20 protein-coding genes are annotated in these 18,883 nt (G+C 67.3%); 9 read left to right on the top strand and 11 right to left on the bottom strand.

Translation table 11 applies throughout. The features are described 5' to 3' along the window. Nucleotides 1-78 precede the first annotated feature (78 nt). Nucleotides 79-1,437: a serine hydrolase domain-containing protein gene (locus AC14A7_RS10785; protein ID WP_484008889.1), complete on the top strand. Its 1,359-nt coding sequence runs from the start codon at nucleotides 79-81 to the stop codon at nucleotides 1,435-1,437. Nucleotides 1,438-1,464: 27 nt separating this feature from the next. Here the strand turns inward: AC14A7_RS10785 and AC14A7_RS10780 are convergent, their stop codons facing one another. Together AC14A7_RS10780 and AC14A7_RS10775 are read right to left on the bottom strand one after the other, a co-directional pair. Further along, on the bottom strand, nucleotides 1,465-2,367 hold the full coding sequence (locus AC14A7_RS10780) for a DUF5104 domain-containing protein (protein ID WP_484008887.1): 903 nt from the start codon (nucleotides 2,365-2,367) through the stop codon (nucleotides 1,465-1,467). A gap of 104 nt (nucleotides 2,368-2,471) precedes the next feature. Beyond that, complete coding sequence (locus AC14A7_RS10775) at nucleotides 2,472-2,957, bottom strand: hypothetical protein (RefSeq protein WP_484008885.1); 486 nt, start codon at nucleotides 2,955-2,957, stop codon at nucleotides 2,472-2,474. A 162-nt stretch (nucleotides 2,958-3,119) separates the two neighbouring features. Between AC14A7_RS10775 and AC14A7_RS10770 the strand changes: the two genes are divergently transcribed. Next, nucleotides 3,120-3,284, top strand: coding sequence for a hypothetical protein (locus AC14A7_RS10770; protein WP_484008883.1), 165 nt, complete (start codon nucleotides 3,120-3,122; stop codon nucleotides 3,282-3,284). On the opposite strand, the gene AC14A7_RS10765 is transcribed toward AC14A7_RS10770, so the two are convergent. From AC14A7_RS10765 to AC14A7_RS10750, 4 genes are read right to left on the bottom strand one after another with little or no spacing between them, the layout of a single operon-like run. Then, nucleotides 3,285-4,142 carry an aldehyde dehydrogenase family protein gene (locus AC14A7_RS10765; protein WP_484008881.1) on the bottom strand — a complete coding sequence of 286 codons (858 nt, stop codon included), beginning with the start codon at nucleotides 4,140-4,142 and terminating at the stop codon, nucleotides 3,285-3,287. It lies immediately after the preceding gene. Next, nucleotides 4,139-5,638, bottom strand: coding sequence for an aldehyde dehydrogenase family protein (locus AC14A7_RS10760; protein ID WP_484008879.1), 1,500 nt, complete (start codon nucleotides 5,636-5,638; stop codon nucleotides 4,139-4,141). The genes AC14A7_RS10765 and AC14A7_RS10760 overlap by 4 nt, the downstream gene beginning before the upstream one ends. A 10-nt stretch (nucleotides 5,639-5,648) precedes the next feature. Then, a complete protein-coding gene (deoC, locus tag AC14A7_RS10755) occupies nucleotides 5,649-6,662 on the bottom strand; it encodes a deoxyribose-phosphate aldolase (protein WP_484008877.1) in 1,014 nt (337 codons plus the stop codon). Continuing rightward, nucleotides 6,659-7,618 (bottom strand): sugar-binding transcriptional regulator, encoded by a 960-nt coding sequence (locus tag AC14A7_RS10750; protein WP_484008875.1) that lies wholly within the window; start codon nucleotides 7,616-7,618, stop codon nucleotides 6,659-6,661. The genes deoC and AC14A7_RS10750 overlap by 4 nt, the downstream gene beginning before the upstream one ends. 132 nt (nucleotides 7,619-7,750) lie before the next feature. On the opposite strand from AC14A7_RS10750, the gene AC14A7_RS10745 reads away from it, so the two are divergent. Both AC14A7_RS10745 and AC14A7_RS10740 read left to right on the top strand, forming a co-directional pair. Further along, nucleotides 7,751-8,233, top strand: a complete 483-nt coding sequence (locus AC14A7_RS10745; protein ID WP_484008873.1) for a pyridoxamine 5'-phosphate oxidase family protein — start codon at nucleotides 7,751-7,753, stop codon at nucleotides 8,231-8,233. A gap of 16 nt (nucleotides 8,234-8,249) precedes the next feature. Then, the gene (locus AC14A7_RS10740) at nucleotides 8,250-8,702 is read left to right on the top strand and encodes a hypothetical protein (protein ID WP_484008871.1); all 453 of its coding nucleotides are present in this window, start codon (nucleotides 8,250-8,252) and stop codon (nucleotides 8,700-8,702) included. Here the strand turns inward: AC14A7_RS10740 and AC14A7_RS10735 are convergent. Beyond that, entirely contained in the window at nucleotides 8,699-9,115 is a 417-nt protein-coding gene (locus tag AC14A7_RS10735; RefSeq protein WP_484008869.1) for a hypothetical protein, read from the bottom strand. The two genes, AC14A7_RS10740 and AC14A7_RS10735, sit on opposite strands and share 4 nt — an antisense overlap. A gap of 87 nt (nucleotides 9,116-9,202) precedes the next feature. On the opposite strand from AC14A7_RS10735, the gene AC14A7_RS10730 reads away from it, so the two are divergent. Both AC14A7_RS10730 and AC14A7_RS10725 read left to right on the top strand, forming a co-directional pair. Continuing rightward, nucleotides 9,203-11,533, top strand: a complete 2,331-nt coding sequence (locus AC14A7_RS10730) for an ATP-binding cassette domain-containing protein (RefSeq protein ID WP_484008867.1) — start codon at nucleotides 9,203-9,205, stop codon at nucleotides 11,531-11,533. Between the two features lie 175 nt (nucleotides 11,534-11,708). Then, entirely contained in the window at nucleotides 11,709-12,497 is a 789-nt protein-coding gene (locus tag AC14A7_RS10725) for an alpha/beta fold hydrolase (RefSeq protein ID WP_484008865.1), read from the top strand. Between the two features lie 12 nt (nucleotides 12,498-12,509). Here AC14A7_RS10725 and AC14A7_RS10720 read toward each other — a convergent pair whose 3' ends face one another. Further along, entirely contained in the window at nucleotides 12,510-13,250 is a 741-nt protein-coding gene (locus AC14A7_RS10720; RefSeq protein WP_484008863.1) for an alpha/beta fold hydrolase, read from the bottom strand. Between the two features lie 122 nt (nucleotides 13,251-13,372). Between AC14A7_RS10720 and AC14A7_RS10715 the strand changes: the two genes are divergently transcribed. Together AC14A7_RS10715 and AC14A7_RS10710 are read left to right on the top strand one after the other, a co-directional pair. Further along, a complete protein-coding gene (locus tag AC14A7_RS10715) occupies nucleotides 13,373-13,750 on the top strand; it encodes a YciI family protein (RefSeq protein WP_484008861.1) in 378 nt (125 codons plus the stop codon). Then, a complete protein-coding gene (locus AC14A7_RS10710) occupies nucleotides 13,732-14,904 on the top strand; it encodes an RNA polymerase sigma factor (RefSeq protein ID WP_484008859.1) in 1,173 nt (390 codons plus the stop codon). Before AC14A7_RS10715 ends, AC14A7_RS10710 begins: the two co-directional genes overlap by 19 nt. Here AC14A7_RS10710 and AC14A7_RS10705 read toward each other — a convergent pair. Then, entirely contained in the window at nucleotides 14,882-15,187 is a 306-nt protein-coding gene (locus tag AC14A7_RS10705; protein ID WP_484008857.1) for a hypothetical protein, read from the bottom strand. The two genes, AC14A7_RS10710 and AC14A7_RS10705, sit on opposite strands and share 23 nt — an antisense overlap. A gap of 38 nt (nucleotides 15,188-15,225) precedes the next feature. Beyond that, nucleotides 15,226-15,516: an antibiotic biosynthesis monooxygenase family protein gene (locus AC14A7_RS10700; protein ID WP_484008855.1), complete on the bottom strand. Its 291-nt coding sequence runs from the start codon at nucleotides 15,514-15,516 to the stop codon at nucleotides 15,226-15,228. 31 nt (nucleotides 15,517-15,547) lie between these two features. Between AC14A7_RS10700 and AC14A7_RS10695 the strand changes: the two genes are divergently transcribed. After that, nucleotides 15,548-16,036, top strand: coding sequence for an NUDIX hydrolase (locus AC14A7_RS10695; RefSeq protein WP_484008853.1), 489 nt, complete (start codon nucleotides 15,548-15,550; stop codon nucleotides 16,034-16,036). Here the strand turns inward: AC14A7_RS10695 and AC14A7_RS10690 are convergent. Then, nucleotides 15,969-18,722, bottom strand: a complete 2,754-nt coding sequence (locus AC14A7_RS10690) for a cation-translocating P-type ATPase (protein ID WP_484008851.1) — start codon at nucleotides 18,720-18,722, stop codon at nucleotides 15,969-15,971. The two genes, AC14A7_RS10695 and AC14A7_RS10690, sit on opposite strands and share 68 nt — an antisense overlap. Between the last annotated feature and the right edge of the window lie 161 nt (nucleotides 18,723-18,883).

Genomic DNA, 18,883 nt, shown 5'->3' with positions numbered 1-18,883 from the left:
TGGCTGCGATCCCGCTCGCGTTCTTCATCCGCAAGCCGGCCGCTCAGGAGGGCGGCTCTCCGGTCGTACACTGACACGGTGAACCCGCTACCTCGCTCCACTCCCGAGGCGCAGGGTGCCTCGTCCGCCGGCATTCGTGCCGCGATCGAGGCGCTCGACGCGCTTGGGGGGATGCACGGCATCCTCGTGCTTCGGCACGGCTCCGTCATCGCCGAGTCGTGGTGGCAGCCGTACACCGCCGACCTGCCGCAACTGCTGTTCTCGATCAGCAAGAGCTTCACGTCGACGGCGGTCGGCCTGGCGATCACCGAGGGCCTCTTCACCCTCGACAGTCGCGTGGTCGACCTCCTTGCCGAGGATGCCCCAGCCGACCCCGAACCGAACCTCACCGCGATGACCGTGCGCCACCTTCTGACAATGACGACGGGGCACGCGGCAGACACCATGGCCAGCCTCGGTCGCGCCGAGGGAACCTGGGCCAGCGCCGTTCTCGCCGAGCCCGTGCCGCACGTGCCGGGCACGACCTTCGTCTACAACACCGGGGCCACCTACCTGCTCTCGGCGATCATGCAGAAGCGCTCCGGGCTCACCCTCACCGAGTACTTGCGGCCGCGCCTCTTCTTGCCACTCGGCATCAACAACCCGCGCTGGGAGCAGTCGCCGGAGGGCATTGACGTCGGCGGCTTCGGGCTGCGCGTGCTCGCAGAAGACGTGGCACGGTTCGGCCAGCTCTACCTGCAGCACGGCCAGTGGGAAGGCGCGCAGCTGGTGCCAGCGGAGTGGGTCGACGAGGCGACGTCGAACCTCGTGCCGAATGGCGACGGATCCGATGACTGGCAGGCCGGATACGGCTACCAGTTCTGGCAGAACCGCGACGGCAGCTACCGCGGCGACGGCGCCTTCGGCCAGTTCGTCATCGTGCACGACGAGCTAGACGCCGTGATCGTCATCACGAGCGGCGTGGCCGACATGGGTGCGGTGGCCGACGTGGTCTTCGACAGGCTCGTGCCGGCCCTAGAGGCTGCGCCATCCTCGGCCGAGATTCCCGCGGTGCTCGAGACGCCGACCCTGCCCGCGACTGCGCGCCGGTACTCGCAGCGGTTCTACTTCCCGACCAACCCGCTGAAGGTCAAGACCGCCTCGATCGTCGACCAGGTGCTGTCGATCGACGAGCACCGCATCCCCTTCGCCGCTGGCGAGTGGGTGCAGGGCGGCACACTGCTGGTGGGCGGCGCCGTGGAGCCGGTCGCGGCATCCGGCGGGTGGATCGACGACACGAGCTTTGTCGTCGAGGCGCGCGTCGTTGAGACGCCCTACGTCGTCACGATCCGAATCGACCTCGACGGCGACACCGTCGACCTGCACATCGAGCAGAACCTCTCGTTCGACCCCGTGAAGTCGTGGCGACTCGTCGGCGGGATCGCCAGCGGCAGCTGACATGCCGACGCGGATGCTGCTGGCCAGCTATCTAGAGACGAACACACCAGGCGGAACGCTGGCGTCAACGCCGAACGAGTCGCCCCAGGCAAACAATGCCCGCTCCGCGGGCGAGTCCCCGGATTCCGTGCGAGGGGCAGCACCGATCGCGTAGATGCCGAGATTGCTCGGGTCGATCGTGTTCTCCCGGAAATCCGCGCAGAACAACCAGTACTCCACTCCCCCGGAACTCACCCGGAATTTCGACAGCAGCAGCAACTGCTCCTCGCCGCCGTCCGAGTTTTCGCGCACCGTGGGCTCGGACTGCTCGTCCTGCGCGACAACATCACGGCCCGGGATGAACGCAAACAACTCCGCTATCCCCTCTTCGAGCTCCGCCGCATGCTCGGCCTGCGCGTAGTCGGTGAACCTGTACTCCAGCCCGCTGTCGTCTTGGGAATTCAACTCCTCCAGGAGATCGGGCAGCCGGTGAAGCGATAACTGCTTATCGTCATGTCCAACGTAGACGCCCGGGTAGCCTTCCTCATTACTCGCATCAAGCTCAATGGCGCTTGCCCAATAGAGCATCGCATCCGTTGGACCGGAATGGATGTCGTCAGACCACGGGACTACCCCTAGCCCATAGATCCCGACGTTGTCGGGGTCAAGGTTGTCATTGACCGTGAAGTCCTCGAAGTGCAACCAGTAGTCGTTCCCATCCGCGGACACCTTGTAGTCGGCCGACACCAACTTGGTCCATTTTACGAAGTCATTGCTGCTTGTGGAACCGAGCTCGTCGCGCTCCCAAGTATCTACGCCGCTCGGGAAGAACGAGAGAAAGTGGTCCAACCCCTCGTCGATGTCCGTGGCGTCCTCGAGCGCGCGCGAGGAGAACATCGCCTTCAGCGCAACAGCATCATGACTGTTTATTGCGGCAGCGATCTGCTCCATTCGAGCATCCGCCTGCCCGTCTACATTTATAAAGGGAGACAGAAGTGAGCATGACGAGAGCGCAACCACGCAGAAGAGCGCGACCAGCCCCGATAGAAACTTCCTCATCGAACCCTCGCCTTTCTCCTTCTCCGATATTGCAGTGTCCCTATTCGAGTTTCCCTGTCAAACGTCCAGCCGTTGTCTTCGGCCTTCTTGCTGTTGAAGAATGCTTCGAACGCCGCGTCGTTGTCTGAAAGGTCGACCGTCATCGTCACGATGATGTCTTCCTTGTCCAAGTCTCCCATCTGCGAGGCGTAGACCCCGGTCCACGCCTGCTTCCCCGGGTCATAGGCTGCGACCGGATTCTCGGGGTCGCTCGTACGCGCGATGCTCACCGACATGGCCGGGATATAGCCCTCCTTGTCAACCCCAAACCATCCCAGAGCACCCAACGCATTGCCCAGAAGGCCACCCGTTGGCTCGGTGTACCACCCGAGCTCCGTTCCGGGACCCATGTTGAGGTAGCTGCCGCCCTTCCATCCCCACAAGGCAATGGTTTGCTCGCTGCCTTCGGGCCCAAAGGTGACCTCCGTCTTGGTGGCTTCCATGTCGACGCCGAGTCCGAAGAGGAAGTCGTACAGATCGCAGTAGCCCGTAACGAGCTGCCACGCGTCCGCGTTGGTGCGGCTGACACCGTCATCGCTGAGATCAAACCCCCATTCCTTGAATCAGCAACCCGCGCTGCGGCAGCCGGCGGATGGATTGACGACATGACCCTGCTCGTCGAAGCGCGCGCCGTTGAGACGCCCTACGTCGTCATGATCCGAATCGACCTCGACGGCGACACCGTCGACCTGCGCATCGAGCAGAACCTCTCGTTCGACCCCGTGAAGTCGTGGCGCCTCGTCGGCGGGATCGCCAGCGGCGAGAAGTAGCTAGATCAGCGACTTCGTGTGCCACACCGTCTTCGTCTCGGTGAACGCGGTGATGCGGTCGATGGACCCCGCGGGAATGCCCGATACCGGGGTGAGCACCCGCTTGAGGGTATCGGCCGCGGCGATCTGCAGGTCGACCCAGTCGAGTTGCTCCGCGCCCGCGAGGTCGAGTCCGTTCACGTCGGCATGGCTGGCGAGCCACGGGGCGATCTCGGCCGGCGAACCGGTGAGGATGTTGATGACACCACCCGGAACATCGCTCGTCGCCAGCACCTCAGAGAGGCTGATCGCCGAGAGCGGAGCCGACTCGTTCGCAACGACGACAACCGTGTTGCCGGTCAGCACGGCCGGTGCGACGACGCTCGCGAGCCCGAGCAGCGACGAGCCTTGTTGCGGGGCGATGATCGCGACGACGCCGGTCGGCTCCGGGGTCGACAGGTTGAAGTACGGGCCGCTGACGGGGTTGCCGTTGCCAGCCACCTGCACGTACTTGTCGGCCCAGCCGGCGTACCAGACCCACAGGTCGATGGCGGCATCCACCTGCTCGTTGGCGGCCGCGGCCTTCACACCCTCGCTCGACACGATCTCGTCGACGAACTGGGCACGGCGGCCCTCGAGCAGCTCCGCGATGCGGTACAGGATCTGCGCTCGAAGGTAGCCGGTGGAACCAGCCCAGCCACCGACCGCGGCGCGCGCTGCCGCGACAGCGTCACGGGCATCCTTGCGGCTCGCCTTGGCCGCGTTGGCCAGGAAGGCACCTTTCGTCGAGACGACCTCGTAGGTGCGGCCGCTCTCGCTGCGGGGAAACTTGCCGCCGATGTAGAGCTTGTAGGTCTTGGGAACGGCTAGACGGCTCACTTGGAGGCCTCCTTGGTGATGGTCTCGATACGCGGCTTCGCTGCTACTCGACCCACAGAGTCTGCGGATTCGAGGTAGGCGGCGAGGCCGTGGCGGCCGCCCTCGCGGCCATAGCCCGACTCCTTGTAGCCACCGAACGGGCTGGCGGGGTCGAAGCGGTTGAAGGTGTTGGCCCAGATGACGCCGGCCTTGAGCTGGTCGGCGACCGCGAGCACCTTGGATCCCTTGTCGCTCCAGATGCCGGCCGAGAGTCCGAATGGCGTGTTGTTCGCCTTGGCGATCGCCTCGGCCGGGGTGCGGAAGGTGAGCACCGACAGCACCGGCCCGAAGACCTCGTCGCGGGCCAGCCGCGAACTCGTCGACATGTTGTCGAAGATGGTCGGGGCAAACCAGAAGCCGTTCTCTGGGATGACGCAGTCGGCCGTCCAGCGGTCGCCGCCCTCCGCCTCGCCGAGGTCGGTGAGCTCGCGGATGCGGTCGAGCTGCGCCTTCGAGTTGATCGCGCCGATGTCGGTGTTCTTGTCGAGCGGGTCGCCCATGCGCAGGGTCGAGAGGCGCTGCTTGAGCCGCTCGACGACCTCCTCGTGGATGTTCTCCTGAACGAGAAGGCGAGAGCCGGCGCAGCAGACGTGGCCCTGGTTGAAGAAGATGCCGTTGACGACACCCTCGATGGCCTGGTCGATCGGGGCATCGTCGAACACGATGTTCGCCGCCTTGCCGCCGAGCTCGAGGGTGACCTTCTTGCCGGTGCCCGCGACCGAGCGGGCGATGGCACGGCCGACCTCGGTGGAGCCGGTGAAGGCCACCTTGTTGACGTCCGGGTGGTTGACGAGCGCCTGGCCGGTGTCGCCCGCACCCGTGATGATGTTGACGACTCCGGCGGGCAGGTCTGCCTGCTGCAGGATCTCGGCGAAGAGCAGTGCCGTGAGCGGGGTGGTCTCTGCGGGCTTCAGCACGACGGTGTTGCCGGCCGCGAGAGCGGGGGCGATCTTCCACGCGAGCATGAGCAGCGGAAAGTTCCACGGAATCACCTGGGCGGCAACGCCGAGCGCGCGCGGCGAGGAGCCGAGGCCCGCGTAGTCGAGCTTGTCGGCCCAGCCGGCGTAGTAGAAGAACCACGCGGCGACGAGGGGGATGTCGACATCCCTCGCCTCCTTGATCGGCTTGCCGTTGTCGAGGCTCTCTGCCACGGCGAGCTCGCGGGCGCGCTCCTGCACGAGTCGCGCGATGCGGAACAGGTACTTGCCGCGGTCGGCTCCGCTGAGCTTCGACCAGGTGCGGTCGTAGGCGCGGCGCGCAGCGGCGACCGCACGGTCGACGTCGTGGGAGTCGGCGTAGGCGATCTCTGCGATGCCCTTCTCCGTCGCCGGCGAGATCGTGGTGAACGGCTTTCCGTTGCCGTCGACGAACTCGCCGTTGATGAAGAGGCCGTAGCTCTTCTTGAGGTTGAGGATCGCGGTCGACTCTGGGGCCGAGGCGTATTCGAGGAATGACATGGTGGGGTCCTTAGTCGAGCGTGACGTAGTCGGGGCCGCTGTAGTGGCCGGTGGAGAGCTTCTGGCGCTGCAGCAGCACGTCGTTGAGCAGGCTCGAGGCACCGAAGCGGAACAGGTGGGGCACGAGCCATTCCTCTCCAACGGTCTCGACGACCGTCACGAGGTACTTGATCGCATCCTTCGACGCCCGGATGCCGCCGGCCGGCTTCACGCCAATCTTCTCGCCGGTGAGGCGGTGCCAGTCGCGCACGACCTCGAGCATGAGCAGTGTGACGGGCAGCGTCGCCGCCGGAGCCACCTTGCCGGTCGACGTCTTGATGAAGTCGCCGCCCGCGAGGATCGACAGCCAGGATGCCCTGCGCACGTTGTCATAGGTGGTGAGCTCCCCGGTCTCGAGGATCACCTTGAGGTGGGCGTAGCTGCCGTCGTCTCGGCGGCAGGCCTCCTTGACCGCGACGATCTCGTCGAAGACCTGGCCGTAGCGGCCAGAGAGGAAGGCTCCGCGGTCGATGACCATATCGATCTCGTCGGCACCCGCGGCCACGGCGTCAGCCGTGTCGGCGAGCTTCACGCGGAGCGACGCGCGTCCACTGGGGAACGCGGTGGCCACGGCGGCGACCGAGATGAGGCCGTTGTCGGGGTCACCGTGCGCTGCCCCGAGGGCTGCCACGGCATCCGGCACCATGTCGCCGTAGACGCAGACGGCCGCGACGCGCGGCGTGGTGCGGTCAGTGGGGTCGGGGTTCATGGCCTTGGCCACGAGCGAGCGCACCTTGCCTGGCGTGTCTGCGCCCTCGAGTGTCGTGAGGTCGATGAGCTCGATGATGCGGTCGAGAGCCCACGCCTTCGAGGTGGTCTTGATCGAGCGGCTGCCGAGGTCGGCGGCGCGCTGCTCTAGGCCCACGGCGTCGACGCCGGAGAGCCCCTCGAGGTGCAGACGCAGCCCCCGCTCTGTGATGTCACCGCCGAGGATCTGGATGGCGCGCTCGGCCGGGGCCAGCGCGATCTGTCGTTCCATTGTCATGGTGTGTTCCCTTCGAGAAGCAGTGCTGCTGCGGTCGCCTCATCGGTGACCAGTACTGTGCACAACCCGTTCGCGACGACCGCGCGGGCCACATCGTGCTTGGACTCGCCCGCGATGACGAAGACGGCAAGCTCGGCGGCGCGCAGCTGTGCGTGGCTCAAGCCCACCGTACGCTCATCGAGCGAGGGGTCAACCGTGTTGCCGTCGGCATCGATGTAGCGGCCGATGACGTCGCCGACCGCGCCGCGGCGCACCAGCTCTGCCACGTCATCCGGTGTCAGGTAGCCGCTCTCGACGAGCACGGAGCTCTCGTCGGCGACCCCGGCGCTGTAGACGAATGCGGATGCGTCGCGGGCAAGGTCGAGCACCGCGGCAACCGTGCGGTCTGCCTCGATCGCGCGCTTGGTCTCGAGCCGTTCGAGGATCGCGGGGCTCGGCAGCAGCACCGCGTGGCCGGAGGCCTTGTCTGCGATCATCGCGGCCGTGGCCGCGGCAGTGCCGGCGCGGCGGTTGAGGCTGACTCCCCCGTTGACCTGCACCACCGTGACGCCGGTGGCCCAGCCGGGGCTGAGCGCGCTCGCGACGTCGAACATGGTGCGGCCCCAGCTCACGCCGAGGGTGCGGGGCACCGGGCGCAGCGCCGTGAGGTAGTCGGCGGCGGCTGCGGCGACGCGCTGCTGCGAGTCGTCGGCATCGGCGGGCACGACGACGGCCGACGCCAGGCCGTAACGGGCGACGAGCTCGCGCTCGAGCGCTCCGCGACGGGCGCGCGGGTGCACGATCTCGATGCGCACGATGCCGCGCTCCCGTGCATAGGTGAGCAGCCGGCCGACCTTCCAGCGGGTGAGTCCGAGAACGGCGCCGATCTCATCCTGCGTCTTGTCCTGGTCGTAGTAGAGCTCGGCGGCGCGCACGGCGAGCAGGTCGCTGTCTGCCGTCACGCGCTCGTCGATCATCTCCCCAGAGTAGGCGCGTTCGCGCGCGATAACCACATCTGCAGCCGTCTCTGCTCATATGAGCAGAATTCCTCCACCGACGCCAACATTCGTTGACAGGGGGTTCCCATGGAGCGATGCCAGCGTGGGCATATGACGACCTTCGACGAGATTGAGACCATCCGCGGCATCCTTACCGCGGGCCGCACCGCGATCGTGACGACCAGATCCGGCGACTCCCTGGTGAGCAGGCCCCTCGCCCTTCTCGATGCAGAGAACTTCGAGGGAACACTGTGGTTTCTCACCCCGGGCAACAGCCCGAAGATGGATGACGTGCGAGAGCACCACGAGGTCAACGTCGCGGTCGCCGACGGCAAGGGCTACCTCTCGCTGAGCGGAACCGCCCGCGAAGACCACGACGAGGCCAAGATCGACGAGCTCTGGAACCCCTTCGCCGAGGCGTGGTTCGAGTCGGGCAGGCAGGACCCGACCGTCGCCCTCCTGCGCGTCGACGTGCGAACGGCAGAGTACTGGGACACCGACAAGCCGTTCGTCGCCAAGGCTTTCGAGGTCGTCAAGGGCCTGCTCACCAAGAGCGAGCCCGATGTCGGCGAGAACCGCACGGTCTCGCTGTAGGGGCTAGGCTCGCGCGATGGAACCATGGCGCGACCGCATCAGCGCGGAGGACCAGGCCGACCTCGACGGTCTGCTGAACGACAGCCTCGGCCTCGCGCGCTTCCTGCTGGAGCGCCACGGCGAGTTCTTTCCCTCCGGCATGGGGGTGCGACTGGATGGCGCCAACGGCATCATCGCGCCCGACCCGTCGGTGGTCGGCGAGCACGCCGACTCCCTCGCCGTCGTCGCCACGCTGAAGCAGATATTCGCGGCGGCGAGAGACGAGCACCGCGCCCTCGCCCTCATCACCGACGTGCACATCGCAGAGATCGGGTCTGACGCCGTGCAGGTGCTGCTGGAGCACCGGGCCGGCATCGCCATCCGCATCAACGCCCCATATTCGATCGACGAGGTCACCAGCACCGTCACGTTCGCCGAGCTGCTCGCCTCCCCCGCGGAGCCGACGATCTGGGGTGCCGGTGCGGTCTAGCCGCCCGTCCAGGCCACGGTGTCAACATCGGAGCCAGCCTCCCGGCAGGCGTCGCCGAGGTCATTGTTGGCCTTCGCCCACTCACCGGAGCCGTCGCCGGTATTCAGATCAGCTGGGTCGACGGCACGCAGTCGTTCCACAATCGATTCCAACTCCGTACCGGCTTCAACCGTTGTGTACTCGAGCATGCTGTGTGCCAGCCGTCTGGCTCCGTCGAGCTCCTGCTGAGTCGAGCGCCCTTGGGACTGGGATATCGACGCGTTGAACAGAACAGTCATCACGTTGCCGTACTGAGCGCAGGTGGCAGCTACGGTGACCTCTGGCGTTTCACCGACCGGGTCTGGTGCCGGTGCCGTCGAGCATCCAGTCAGTACGAACACACCCAGCAATCCCGCGATGACAATTGGTCTCATTCTCAGAGCCTTGCCCCATAGTGAGAAAAACGCAATACCGACGGGCAATGATCCCGCCCTGTCACCCCCGTGCGCCACAATGTCTGCATGGCTGAAGCAGACAACCACGACATGATCCGCGTGCAGGGTGCCCGCGAGAACAACCTCCGCAACATCTCGGTCGAGTTGCCCAAGCGAAGGCTGAGCGTATTCACCGGCGTCAGCGGATCGGGCAAGTCGAGCCTGGTATTCGGCACTATAGCTGCCGAGTCGCAGCGCCTCATCAACGAGACCTACAGTGCGTTCGTGCAGGGCTTCATGCCATCCCTCGGCCGCCCCGATGTCGACACCATGAGCGGCCTCACCACCGCCATCATCGTCGACCAGGAGCGCATGGGCGCGAACGCACGGTCGACCGTCGGCACGGCGACCGACGCGAACGCCATGCTGCGCATCCTGTTCAGCCGGCTCGGCGACCCGCAGGTGGGCGGGCCGAGCGCGTTCTCGTTCAACATCGCGTCGAGCACCACCAGCGGCACCCGCACCAGCTCGACCGGCGAGGTCGCCACCATAGAGAACGAGCAGTACTTCGGCGGCATGTGCCCCCGCTGCGAGGGCCTTGGTCATGTCACCGACATCGACCTCGCCGAGCTGTTCGACGAGACCAAGACGCTCAACGAGGGCGCCATCACCATTCCCGGCTACAGCGCCGACGGCTGGCTCGTGCGCACCTTCACCGAGTCGGGCTTCGTGCCCGGCGACGTGCTGATCAAAGACTTCACTCCGCAGCAGCGCGACGACTTCCTCTACAAGGAGCCCGTCAAGGTCAAGGTCACCAACTTCAACCTCACCTACGAGGGCCTGGTGCCGAAGGTGCAGAAGAGCATCCTCGGCAAGGACAAGGACTCGGTGCAGCCGCACATCCGCGCTTTCATCGACCGCGCGGTCACCTTCACCGACTGCCCGGACTGCGGCGGCACCCGCCTCAACGAGGGCGCGCGGTCGTCGAAGGTCAAGGGCATCAACATCGCCGAGGCCTGCGCGATGCAGATCAGCGACCTTGCCGAATGGGTGCGCGAACTGAAGGAGCCATCGATGGCCCCGCTGCTCTCCACTCTGCAGGAGACCCTCGACAGCTTCGTCTCCATCGGCCTCGGCTACCTCTCGCTCGAGCGACCGAGCGGCACCCTGTCGGGTGGGGAGGCCCAGCGCACGAAGATGATCCGCCACCTCGGCTCCTCGCTCACCGATGTGACCTATGTCTTCGACGAGCCGACGATCGGGCTGCACCCTCACGACATCCAGCGCATGAACGCGCTGCTGCTGCGCCTGCGCGACAAGGGCAACACGGTGCTCGTCGTCGAGCACAAGCCGGAGATGATCGCGATCGCCGACCACGTCGTCGACCTCGGCCCGCGGGCAGGCAAGAACGGTGGCGAGATCCAGTTCGAGGGCAGCTACGACGAGCTGCGCCGCAGCGACACCCTCACCGGCCGGCACCTCGACTACAAGGCAGAGCTCAAGCAGAAGCCGCGCACCGGCACCGGCGCCCTCGAGATTCGGGGAGCAACCAGGCACAATCTGAAGAACGTGGATGTCGACATTCCGCTGGGTGTGATGACGGTCGTCACCGGCGTGGCCGGGTCGGGCAAGAGCTCGCTCATCCACGGCTCGATCCCGAAGGGCGAGAACGTGGTTCGCGTCGACCAGTCGGCGATCAAGGGCTCCCGGCGAAGCAACCCTGCCACCTACACCGGGCTGCTCGACCCGATCCGCACGGCCTTCGCCAAGGCCAACGGGGTCAAGCCCGCGCTGTTCAGCGCCAACTCCGAGGGGGCGTGCCCGAACTGCAACGGCGCCGGCGTCATCTACAGCGATCTGGCGATGATGGCCGGCGTCTCGACGGTCTGCGAGGTGTGCGAGGGCAAGAGGTTCCAGGCCGCGGTGCTCGAGTACACCCTCAACGGCAAGAATATCGCGGAGGTGCTCGCGATGTCGGTGACCGAGGCTCGCGACTTCTTCGGCAGCGGCCCCGCCCACGCCATCCTCGAGAGGATGGACGACGTCGGACTCGGCTATCTGAGCATCGGCCAGCCGCTCACCACGCTCTCTGGCGGGGAGCGCCAGCGCCTCAAGCTCGCCATCCACATGGGTGAGAAGGGCGGCGTCTACATCCTCGACGAGCCGACCACGGGCCTGCACCTCGCCGACGTCGAGCACATGCTCGGCCTCTTCGACCGCCTCGTCGATGCTGGCAAGACCCTCACCGTCATCGAGCACCACCAGGCGGTGATGGCCCACGCCGACTGGATCATCGACATCGGCCCCGGTGCCGGCCAGGACGGCGGCGAGGTCGTCTTCACGGGAACACCGGCAGCGCTCATTGCCGACGCCTCGACCCTCACGGGCCAGCACCTCAAGGAGTACGTGGGGGCGTAGGTTGCGTCAGACGGGTCACCACCAGTCCCGCGTTCCTCGGACGACCGTTCGAAATTCCGGCTGAATGACCACGACGTGGCCGATTGGTTCGTCCGGGTGGAAGCTAGCCGGAGAAAAGACAGCTGGGAGCGGGGTCAGCGCGAGCGAGAGCAGCGCGCCCGGCAGAATAGACCGCATGGCCCTCCTGCCCACAGCACCCGAGCCCCGCACCGTGCTCAGCCACGACGGGCTCGACCTCGCCACCTACGACTTCAGCGACGACCAGGACGCCCCGGTGGTGCTCGCGGTGCACGGCTTCGCCTCCCACGCCATCGCCAACTGGCAGGCAACGGGCTGGGTGCGCGAGCTCGGCCGGGCCGGATACCGTGTGATCGCCTTCGACCAGCGCGGCCACGGGCGCAGCGACAAGCCGCACGACCCGAGCGCCTACTCGATGGAGCTGCTCGTCGCCGACGTCATGACCGTGCTCGACACCTACCTCGTCGACGATGTCGCCTTCGTCGGCTACTCCCTCGGCGCGCGGGTCGGCTGGCACTCCTCGCTCGACTACCCGCACCTGATCAACCGGGCCGTGCTCGGCGGCATCCCCGACGGGGATCCCCTCACACGGTTCCGCATCGATCAGGCCAAGCAGTTCCTCGCCGACGGAACGCCGATCGAGGACCGCCTGACCCAGGGCTACTTCACCATGGCCGGCAGCATCCGCAACAACGACCTCGCGGCACTCGTCGCACTCGTCGAGGGCATGCGCGGCACCCTCCAGCCCGATCCGGCGAACCCGCCGACGCAGCCGCTGCTGTTCGCGACGGGAAGCGAGGATGCCATCCTCGAGAAGTCGCGTCGCCTCGCCGAGGCGACGCCCAACGGCACCTTCTTCGAGATTCCGGGCCGCAACCACTTCAATGCGCCGACCGCCGCGGCATTCAGAACCCGCGCGCTGCAGTTTCTCGCCGAGACAGCCTGACCACGGCGGAGCTCAGCCGAAGAACTCCTCGAGCACGGGGGCGATCGCCTCGTCTGCCACCCCGTGGTCCTGTCCGTCGATGACGTGCTTCGTCGCGTGGGGCACCGCCTCGACGACCGCGTCGACCGCTCGCATCGCCCAGCTCTCGCTGTCGGCCCCCGCGATCACGAGGGTCGGCACGGCGATCCTGGCGAGACGATCCGTCGGCACCGCTCCATCGCCGACGAGCGCGAGGTCGTGCGGCAGGGTCACGGCGTTATCGACCATCGCCGGCCACCACGGCGACTGCTGCAGGCCGTGCTGGCCGGGCCCCACGAACGCGAGCACAGCCTCCGCCGGATTACCGGCCGCGAGCGCGGCGGCAACCTCCCGGCTCATGACCGACGGGTCGTCGCCGTACGGCGGCTCGTAGACCGCGAGCCGCACGAACGGGAGCCCTGCGGCGGCAGCCTCGAGGGCGAGCAGCGCACCAGAGGAGTGGCCGTAGAGGAAGGCCTCTCCCCCGGCTGCCCGCAGAACGGCGGCGACATCCTCGATCTCACGCTCGACCGCATACGGCTCTGTCATGCCGCTGTCTCCGCGTCCGCGCCGGTCGATGGTGAAGGTCGTGAAGAACGGGGAGAGGAGGGCTGCGAGGCCGGTCGCCGACATCCGGGTGTTGAATGCCCCGCCGAGGATCAGCAGGGGGTCGCCGTGGCCGACGCGCTCGAACGCGAGCACGGTGCCGTCGGCTGACGTCGTCGTCTCGATCATCCATCCACTATTCCCGCGGTCGACGGCGCTGTCGAGTCCCCGGTTGTGCTGACACCTGTCGATCGAGTCTCGACTCGCTCGTCATCAGAGTGTCAGTATCAACACACCGAAAGGACACTCCCATGCAGTACCTGCTCTCGATGTACTACCCAGAGGCACAGGATGCCGGACTCACCGATGAGGACATGGCGCCGGCCATGGCCGCGTTCGACAAGTACGCGGCCGACCTCACGGCAGCCGGTGTGCTGCTGTCGACGAACGTGCTCCAGCCCGTCGCGAACGCGACGACAGTGACCCGCAGGAACGGCTCCCTCGAGGTGCAGGACGGCCCGTTCGCCGACACGAAGGAGAAGCTCGGCGGCGTCTTCCTGCTCGAGCTGCCCGACCTCGACGCCGCCCTCGCCTGGGCGGAGCAGTGCCCCGCCGTCGCGTGGGGCAGCGTCGAGATCCGTCCGACAGCGGTGACCTACGCGGACGGCGCATGGCGGGGATCCCTCTAGCGACGACCCGGGCCGTCGAGCAGGCGGCCCGGGCCTCCTACGGGCGACTCGTCGCCCTGCTCGCCGCGCCAACCCGCGACATCCCGCTGGCAGAGGATGCCATCGCCGACGCGTTTCTGGCGGCGCTCACCACGTGGCCAGAGCGGGGAATCCCCGACAACCCGGAGGGCTGGCTGCTGACGGTCGCCCGCAACCGCCAGCGCGACGTGCTGAAATCGTCGGCCGCGAAGACGGCACCCCTCGACGACGTGTTCACCGTGGTCGACGAGCTCGATCTCGACCGCATCCCCGACCGTCGCCTCGAGCTGCTCTTCGTCTGCGCGCACCCGGCCATCGACCCCGCCGTGCGCACCCCGCTCATGCTCCAGTCGGTGCTCGGCTTCGACGCCGCTCAGATCGCCGAGGCCTTCGCCATGCCGGCGTCGGCAATGGCTCAGCGCCTGGTGCGGGCCAAGCGGCGCATCCGCGACGCCGGCATCCCGTTTGCCATCCCCTCCGCGGCCGACCTGCCCCGCCGCCTGCCCGCGGTGCTCGAGGCGATCTACGGTGCGTACGCGATCGAGTGGCAGACGGTCGCGGGCGTCACGGTGCGCGACTCCCTCGCGAGTGAGGCGCTCTACCTCGCTCTCGCCCTCGCAGAGCTGCATCCAGAGGCTGAGACGCTCGGGCTCGCCGCCCTGCTCAGCCTGTCGATGTCGCGGCGCACCCACGAGGGCTTCGTTCCGCTCGACGATCAGAACAGGTCGGGGTGGGATGCCGCCCTCATCGCCCAGGGCGAGTCGCTGCTGCAGCGCGCCCACGCGCTCGGCACGCCGGGGCGGTTTCAGCTGGAGGCCGCCATCCAGTCGTGGCACTGCTCCGACGCAACCGACACCGATGCGCTCATCGCCCTGCACCGTGCACTCGTGACCGTCGCGCCGACGCTCGGCGCGCACGTCGCGCTGGCCTCGCTGCTCGCCCCAGCAGACGGGGTCGCGTACCTCGACTCGCTTGGCGCGGCCGCCGACCGGTTTCAGCCGGCATGGGCGACCCGCGCCCACCTGCTCAGGGCGATCGGGCAGGATGCCGACGCCGCCTACGCGAAGGCGATCTCGCTGACGACCGACCCTGCCGTTCGACGGTTTCTCGAGCTCAGCCGCGCCACGGGGCGATGAGCAGCAGACCGAGGATGCCGACGACAGCCGCGTAGTTGAGGGCCGCCATGAAGCGCAGCTCGCGCTTCGGCGTCCACGACAGGACGAGCACCGGAAGCGCCGCGACCGCGCACGTCACGAGAAGCCAGAGCACGGCCGCGGTGCGGTTGGGGTCTGCCAGCCGTTCCTGTGCGCCGCACCCGCCAACGCCGCACCACTCCAGCATCGAGAGCATGAGGGTGAAGAACGCCGGAACCAGCGCGAGCGGTATCGCCCAGAGCAGGTGCCATCCGGTCTTGTTCATCGCGCACCATTCTGTGCGGCCAAGCTGGGAGGTGAGGCCTACACGACGGGCGTGAAGTGCTCGACCACCGGAAAAGGGTCGTAGAAGTGGTGCAACGCCGCCCGCCACTGCTCGTACTCCGCCGAGCCGCGAAAGCCGTGCTCGTGCGCGCCGATCGAGTCCCACTCGATGAGCAGCACATACAGGCTCGGCGACTCGACGCCCCGCACCAGCTGAAGGCTGCGAAAGCCCTCGATCGCTGCCGGCAGGTGCCGCACGCTCGCGAACGCCTCCTCGAACTCGGCTTCTCGACCGGGAATGACGGGCAGCTCTGCGCGTTCGAGGATCATGCGTCCACCGTAGCTGCGCGTAGGGTGAAGCATGGCAACCTCTCGGGAGCACAGCGCGGGCATCCTGCTGTACCGCCGCGGTGCCGACGGCCTCGAGGTGTTTCTCGGCCACATGGGCGGGCCGTTCTGGGCCAAGAAGCAGGCGGGTGCCTGGTCGATTCCCAAGGGGCTCATCGACGACGACGAAGACCCTCTTGCGGCGGCTCTGCGCGAGTTCGAGGAGGAGGTCGGCACTCCCCCGCCTGCGGTCGACTACGTGCACCTTCGCGACGTGCGGTACACCTCCGGCAAGCTCGTCACGGTCTTCGCAGCCGAGACAGAGTTCGAGGTCGACACCCTCACCAGCGCGACCTTCGAGCTCGAATGGCCGCGCGGCTCTGGCCGCTTTCACACGGTGCCAGAGATCGACCTCGTCGCGTGGGTCAGCCTCGAGGATGCCCGTACCCGCCTCGTCAAAGGCCAGGTGCCGCTGGTCGACGCCATCGCTGCCCTCGCAGCACGCGACCCGTCTCGCGAATAGCGAGGAAGGCGGCCGCGGCCGCACCCACGAGCATCCAGTCGACGGGGGTCAAGGCGGCGGTGCCGAAGAAGCCAGCCACGAATGGCACGTAGACGATGACGAGCATGATCACGATCGCGACGCCGATCGATAGCCAGTAGGTGCGATTGGTGAACTGGTAGCGGGTGAAGAAGCCGTGCACGCTGCGCCGCTGCGTGATGCTCACGAGCTGGCAGGCCATGATCGTGATGTAGCTCATCGTCATTCCTCTCGCCACGACATCGTGCGGAGGGGTTTCGGTGAACGGGTCGAAGCCTGCTCGCTCGAAGAGGTAGAGGTAGTTCACGATCGCGAAGCCGCCGATCAGCAGCCCGCACCAGAGGATGTCGAGCACAGAGCGACCGTTGAGGATGCGCTGGGCTGTCGGCCGCGGCCGCTCGCGCATGAGCTCGCCCTCCTCCGGATCCCGCCCGAGGGCCGCGATGGGGAAGATCTCGCCGAGAAGGTCGATCGCGAGGATCTGGAGAACGTTGAGCGCCAGCGGCACGCCGAACAGCGTGGTGAGGGCAAGGCTCGCCGAGTTGACGACGAACTCCGCGGCATTGGAGGTGAGGCAGCTGATCACTCCCTTGCTGATGTTCCGGTAGATCGTTCTGCCCTGGCGCACGGCGCCGACCAGCGTGGCGAAGCTGTCGTCGAGCAGCACGACCTCCGACGCCTGTTTGGCCACGTCCGTGCCAGAGAGCCCCATGGCGACGCCGATGTCGGCGTGCCGAAGCGCGGGTGCGTCGTTGATGCCGTCGCCCGTCACGGCGACGATCCGTCGTGAGCCCCTGGCGAGATCCACGATCCGCACCTTGTCCTCTGGGGTGACCCGGCTGAACACTGTGCCGCCGCGCAGCACGTGGTCGAGCACCTGCGCGTCCGTCAGGCCGGCGAGCTCCGCTCCCGTGACGACGACGATGCCCCCGTCGACCTCGAGTCCGGCGGTGCGCGCGACCGCGGCGGCGGTGAGCGAGTAGTCGCCGGTCACGATGTTGACCTTCACGCCAGCAGCGAGAACGACGGCCATGGCCTCTGGCACGGTCTCGCGCACCGGGTCGACCATCGAGACGATGCCGAGCAACGTGAGGCCGTTCTCGACCTCGACGCTGCCGCCGCCGATCTCCGACTCCGAGATGGGGCGTGTTGCGCACGCGAGGTTGCGAAGGGATCGCGCGGCCCTCTCCGCGTGCTCCCGCAGCACCATAGCGCGATCGTCGTCGGTCATTGCCCGGATGACGCCGCCGTCGTCGATCTGCGTGCACCTCTCGACGACGCTCTCTGGCGATCCCTTCGTGTAGGCGATCAGTGCCCCGTCAGGTTCGCGACGGATGGATGTCATGAGCTTGCGCCGCGAGTCGAACGGCAGCTCGCCAACCTCGACGCTCGCCACTCTGGCCGCGTCGAGGTCGATTCCCGACTTGGCTGCGACGACGAGCAGCGCGCCCTCTGTGGGGTCGCCGAGGACGCGCCATTCGGGATGATCGTCATCCGGTGGCAGCAGCCTCGCATTGCTCGCGAGCACCCCCGCGGTGAGGGCTGCGCGCAGGCGCGCTGCGGCGGCATCCGTCTGCGGTTGCGGTTCGATCTGACCGCGCGGCTCGTAGCCGATGCCGGACGCGGTGTACTCGACACCGCCGATCACGAGCTCCCTCACCGTCATCTGGTTCTTGGTCAGAGTGCCGGTCTTGTCGGTGAGGATGACGTGCGTTGCCCCGAGCGTCTCGACCGCGCTGAGCCTCTTGACGAGTGTGTTCTGCCGGGAGAGGGCACCGGCCGCAGAAGCGAGCGCCGTGTTGACCTCGGCCGGAAGGCCCTGGGGAATGAGCGCGCACGCGAAGCCGACGGCGAAGAGCATGGCGGCGGCGAAGGCAAGGTCTGACCGCACGGCGATGACGAGCACGACGATCGTGAGCACGGCCACGCCGTAGGTGACGTAGCGGGCGATGTGCGCCATCTCGCGCTGCAGCGGGCTTGGCGGCTGGGGTGCCGACTGGCTGAGGCCGGCGATGCGCCCGAGCTCGGTGTTCATGCCGGTCGCCACGACCACGCCGAGCGCCTCGCCGGTGGCGACCGTCGTGCCGGCGAACGCCATGTTGCGACGGTCGGCCACCGGCAGCTCTTCGCCGAGCTGCCGCGCGTGCTTACGGGTCGGATCGCTCTCACCGGTGAGCGCGAAGTCGTTGGTGGCGAAGGCCGTCACCTCGACCAACCGCACATCGGCAGGCACAGAGGCCCCCTCGGTGAGGCGCACCAGGTCGCCGACGACGAGCTCGCGCGAGCTGATCGCGGTGAGAGAGCCGTGCCGGTAGGCCTCGCAGGTGGGATCGACGAGGCGCCGCAGCGCCTCCATCGTCTTCTCCGCCCGCTGCTCCTGCACGAACCCTATGAGGGTGTTGATGGCGACGAGCACGACGAGAACCGCCGCCGTGCCAAAGTCGCCGAGCACACCGGTGACGGCGGCGCTCGCCAGCAGCAGCACAATCATCCAATCGGCGAACTGGCGAAGGTAGCGGCGAAACGTCGACTCCTTCGCGAGCTCGACGATCACATTGCGGCCATACTGGGCGCGATGTGCCAGCACTCGCGCATCGTCGAGCCCGCGGGGCGTGGTGTCGAAGTCGCGGTAGACCGCCTCGACAGACTCGAGGTAGGCGGCAGTCATCGGGCAAGGCTAGGTCTGCGCTCACAGCGTCGGCAGAGCCTTTGGTCCTGCTAGATGGCGCGCAGCACGACCGCGAGGGGAACGGTGCGCGGCTCCTCGACCGGTTCGTCGTCCTTCGGCCAGTTCAGCGGGGTTCGTGTTTCTGTTCTCATGCCAGGTCG

The organism is Conyzicola sp., from assembly GCF_057073975.1.
Note: the sequence above shows the minus strand (reverse complement) of the source record. Positions and strands in the feature narration are given on the sequence as shown.

Coding starts and splice junctions, on each gene's coding strand:
- AC14A7_RS10700 (WP_484008855.1), bottom strand. CDS start 15,516: ATGATCCTCGAACGCGCAGAGCTGCCCGTCATTCCCGGTCGAGAAGCC.
- AC14A7_RS10715 (WP_484008861.1), top strand. CDS start 13,373: ATGCAGTACCTGCTCTCGATGTACTACCCAGAGGCACAGGATGCCGGA.
- AC14A7_RS10710 (WP_484008859.1), top strand. CDS start 13,732: ATGGCGGGGATCCCTCTAGCGACGACCCGGGCCGTCGAGCAGGCGGCC.
- deoC (WP_484008877.1), bottom strand. CDS start 6,662: ATGACAATGGAACGACAGATCGCGCTGGCCCCGGCCGAGCGCGCCATC.
- AC14A7_RS10725 (WP_484008865.1), top strand. CDS start 11,709: ATGGCCCTCCTGCCCACAGCACCCGAGCCCCGCACCGTGCTCAGCCAC.
- AC14A7_RS10775 (WP_484008885.1), bottom strand. CDS start 2,957: ATGGAAGCCACCAAGACGGAGGTCACCTTTGGGCCCGAAGGCAGCGAG.
- AC14A7_RS10695 (WP_484008853.1), top strand. CDS start 15,548: ATGGCAACCTCTCGGGAGCACAGCGCGGGCATCCTGCTGTACCGCCGC.
- AC14A7_RS10705 (WP_484008857.1), bottom strand. CDS start 15,187: ATGAACAAGACCGGATGGCACCTGCTCTGGGCGATACCGCTCGCGCTG.
- AC14A7_RS10760 (WP_484008879.1), bottom strand. CDS start 5,638: ATGTCATTCCTCGAATACGCCTCGGCCCCAGAGTCGACCGCGATCCTC.
- AC14A7_RS10770 (WP_484008883.1), top strand. CDS start 3,120: ATGACCCTGCTCGTCGAAGCGCGCGCCGTTGAGACGCCCTACGTCGTC.
- AC14A7_RS10780 (WP_484008887.1), bottom strand. CDS start 2,367: ATGGAGCAGATCGCTGCCGCAATAAACAGTCATGATGCTGTTGCGCTG.
- AC14A7_RS10730 (WP_484008867.1), top strand. CDS start 9,203: ATGGCTGAAGCAGACAACCACGACATGATCCGCGTGCAGGGTGCCCGC.
- AC14A7_RS10690 (WP_484008851.1), bottom strand. CDS start 18,722: ATGACTGCCGCCTACCTCGAGTCTGTCGAGGCGGTCTACCGCGACTTC.
- AC14A7_RS10720 (WP_484008863.1), bottom strand. CDS start 13,250: ATGATCGAGACGACGACGTCAGCCGACGGCACCGTGCTCGCGTTCGAG.
- AC14A7_RS10745 (WP_484008873.1), top strand. CDS start 7,751: ATGACGACCTTCGACGAGATTGAGACCATCCGCGGCATCCTTACCGCG.
- AC14A7_RS10735 (WP_484008869.1), bottom strand. CDS start 9,115: ATGAGACCAATTGTCATCGCGGGATTGCTGGGTGTGTTCGTACTGACT.
- AC14A7_RS10740 (WP_484008871.1), top strand. CDS start 8,250: ATGGAACCATGGCGCGACCGCATCAGCGCGGAGGACCAGGCCGACCTC.
- AC14A7_RS10750 (WP_484008875.1), bottom strand. CDS start 7,618: ATGATCGACGAGCGCGTGACGGCAGACAGCGACCTGCTCGCCGTGCGC.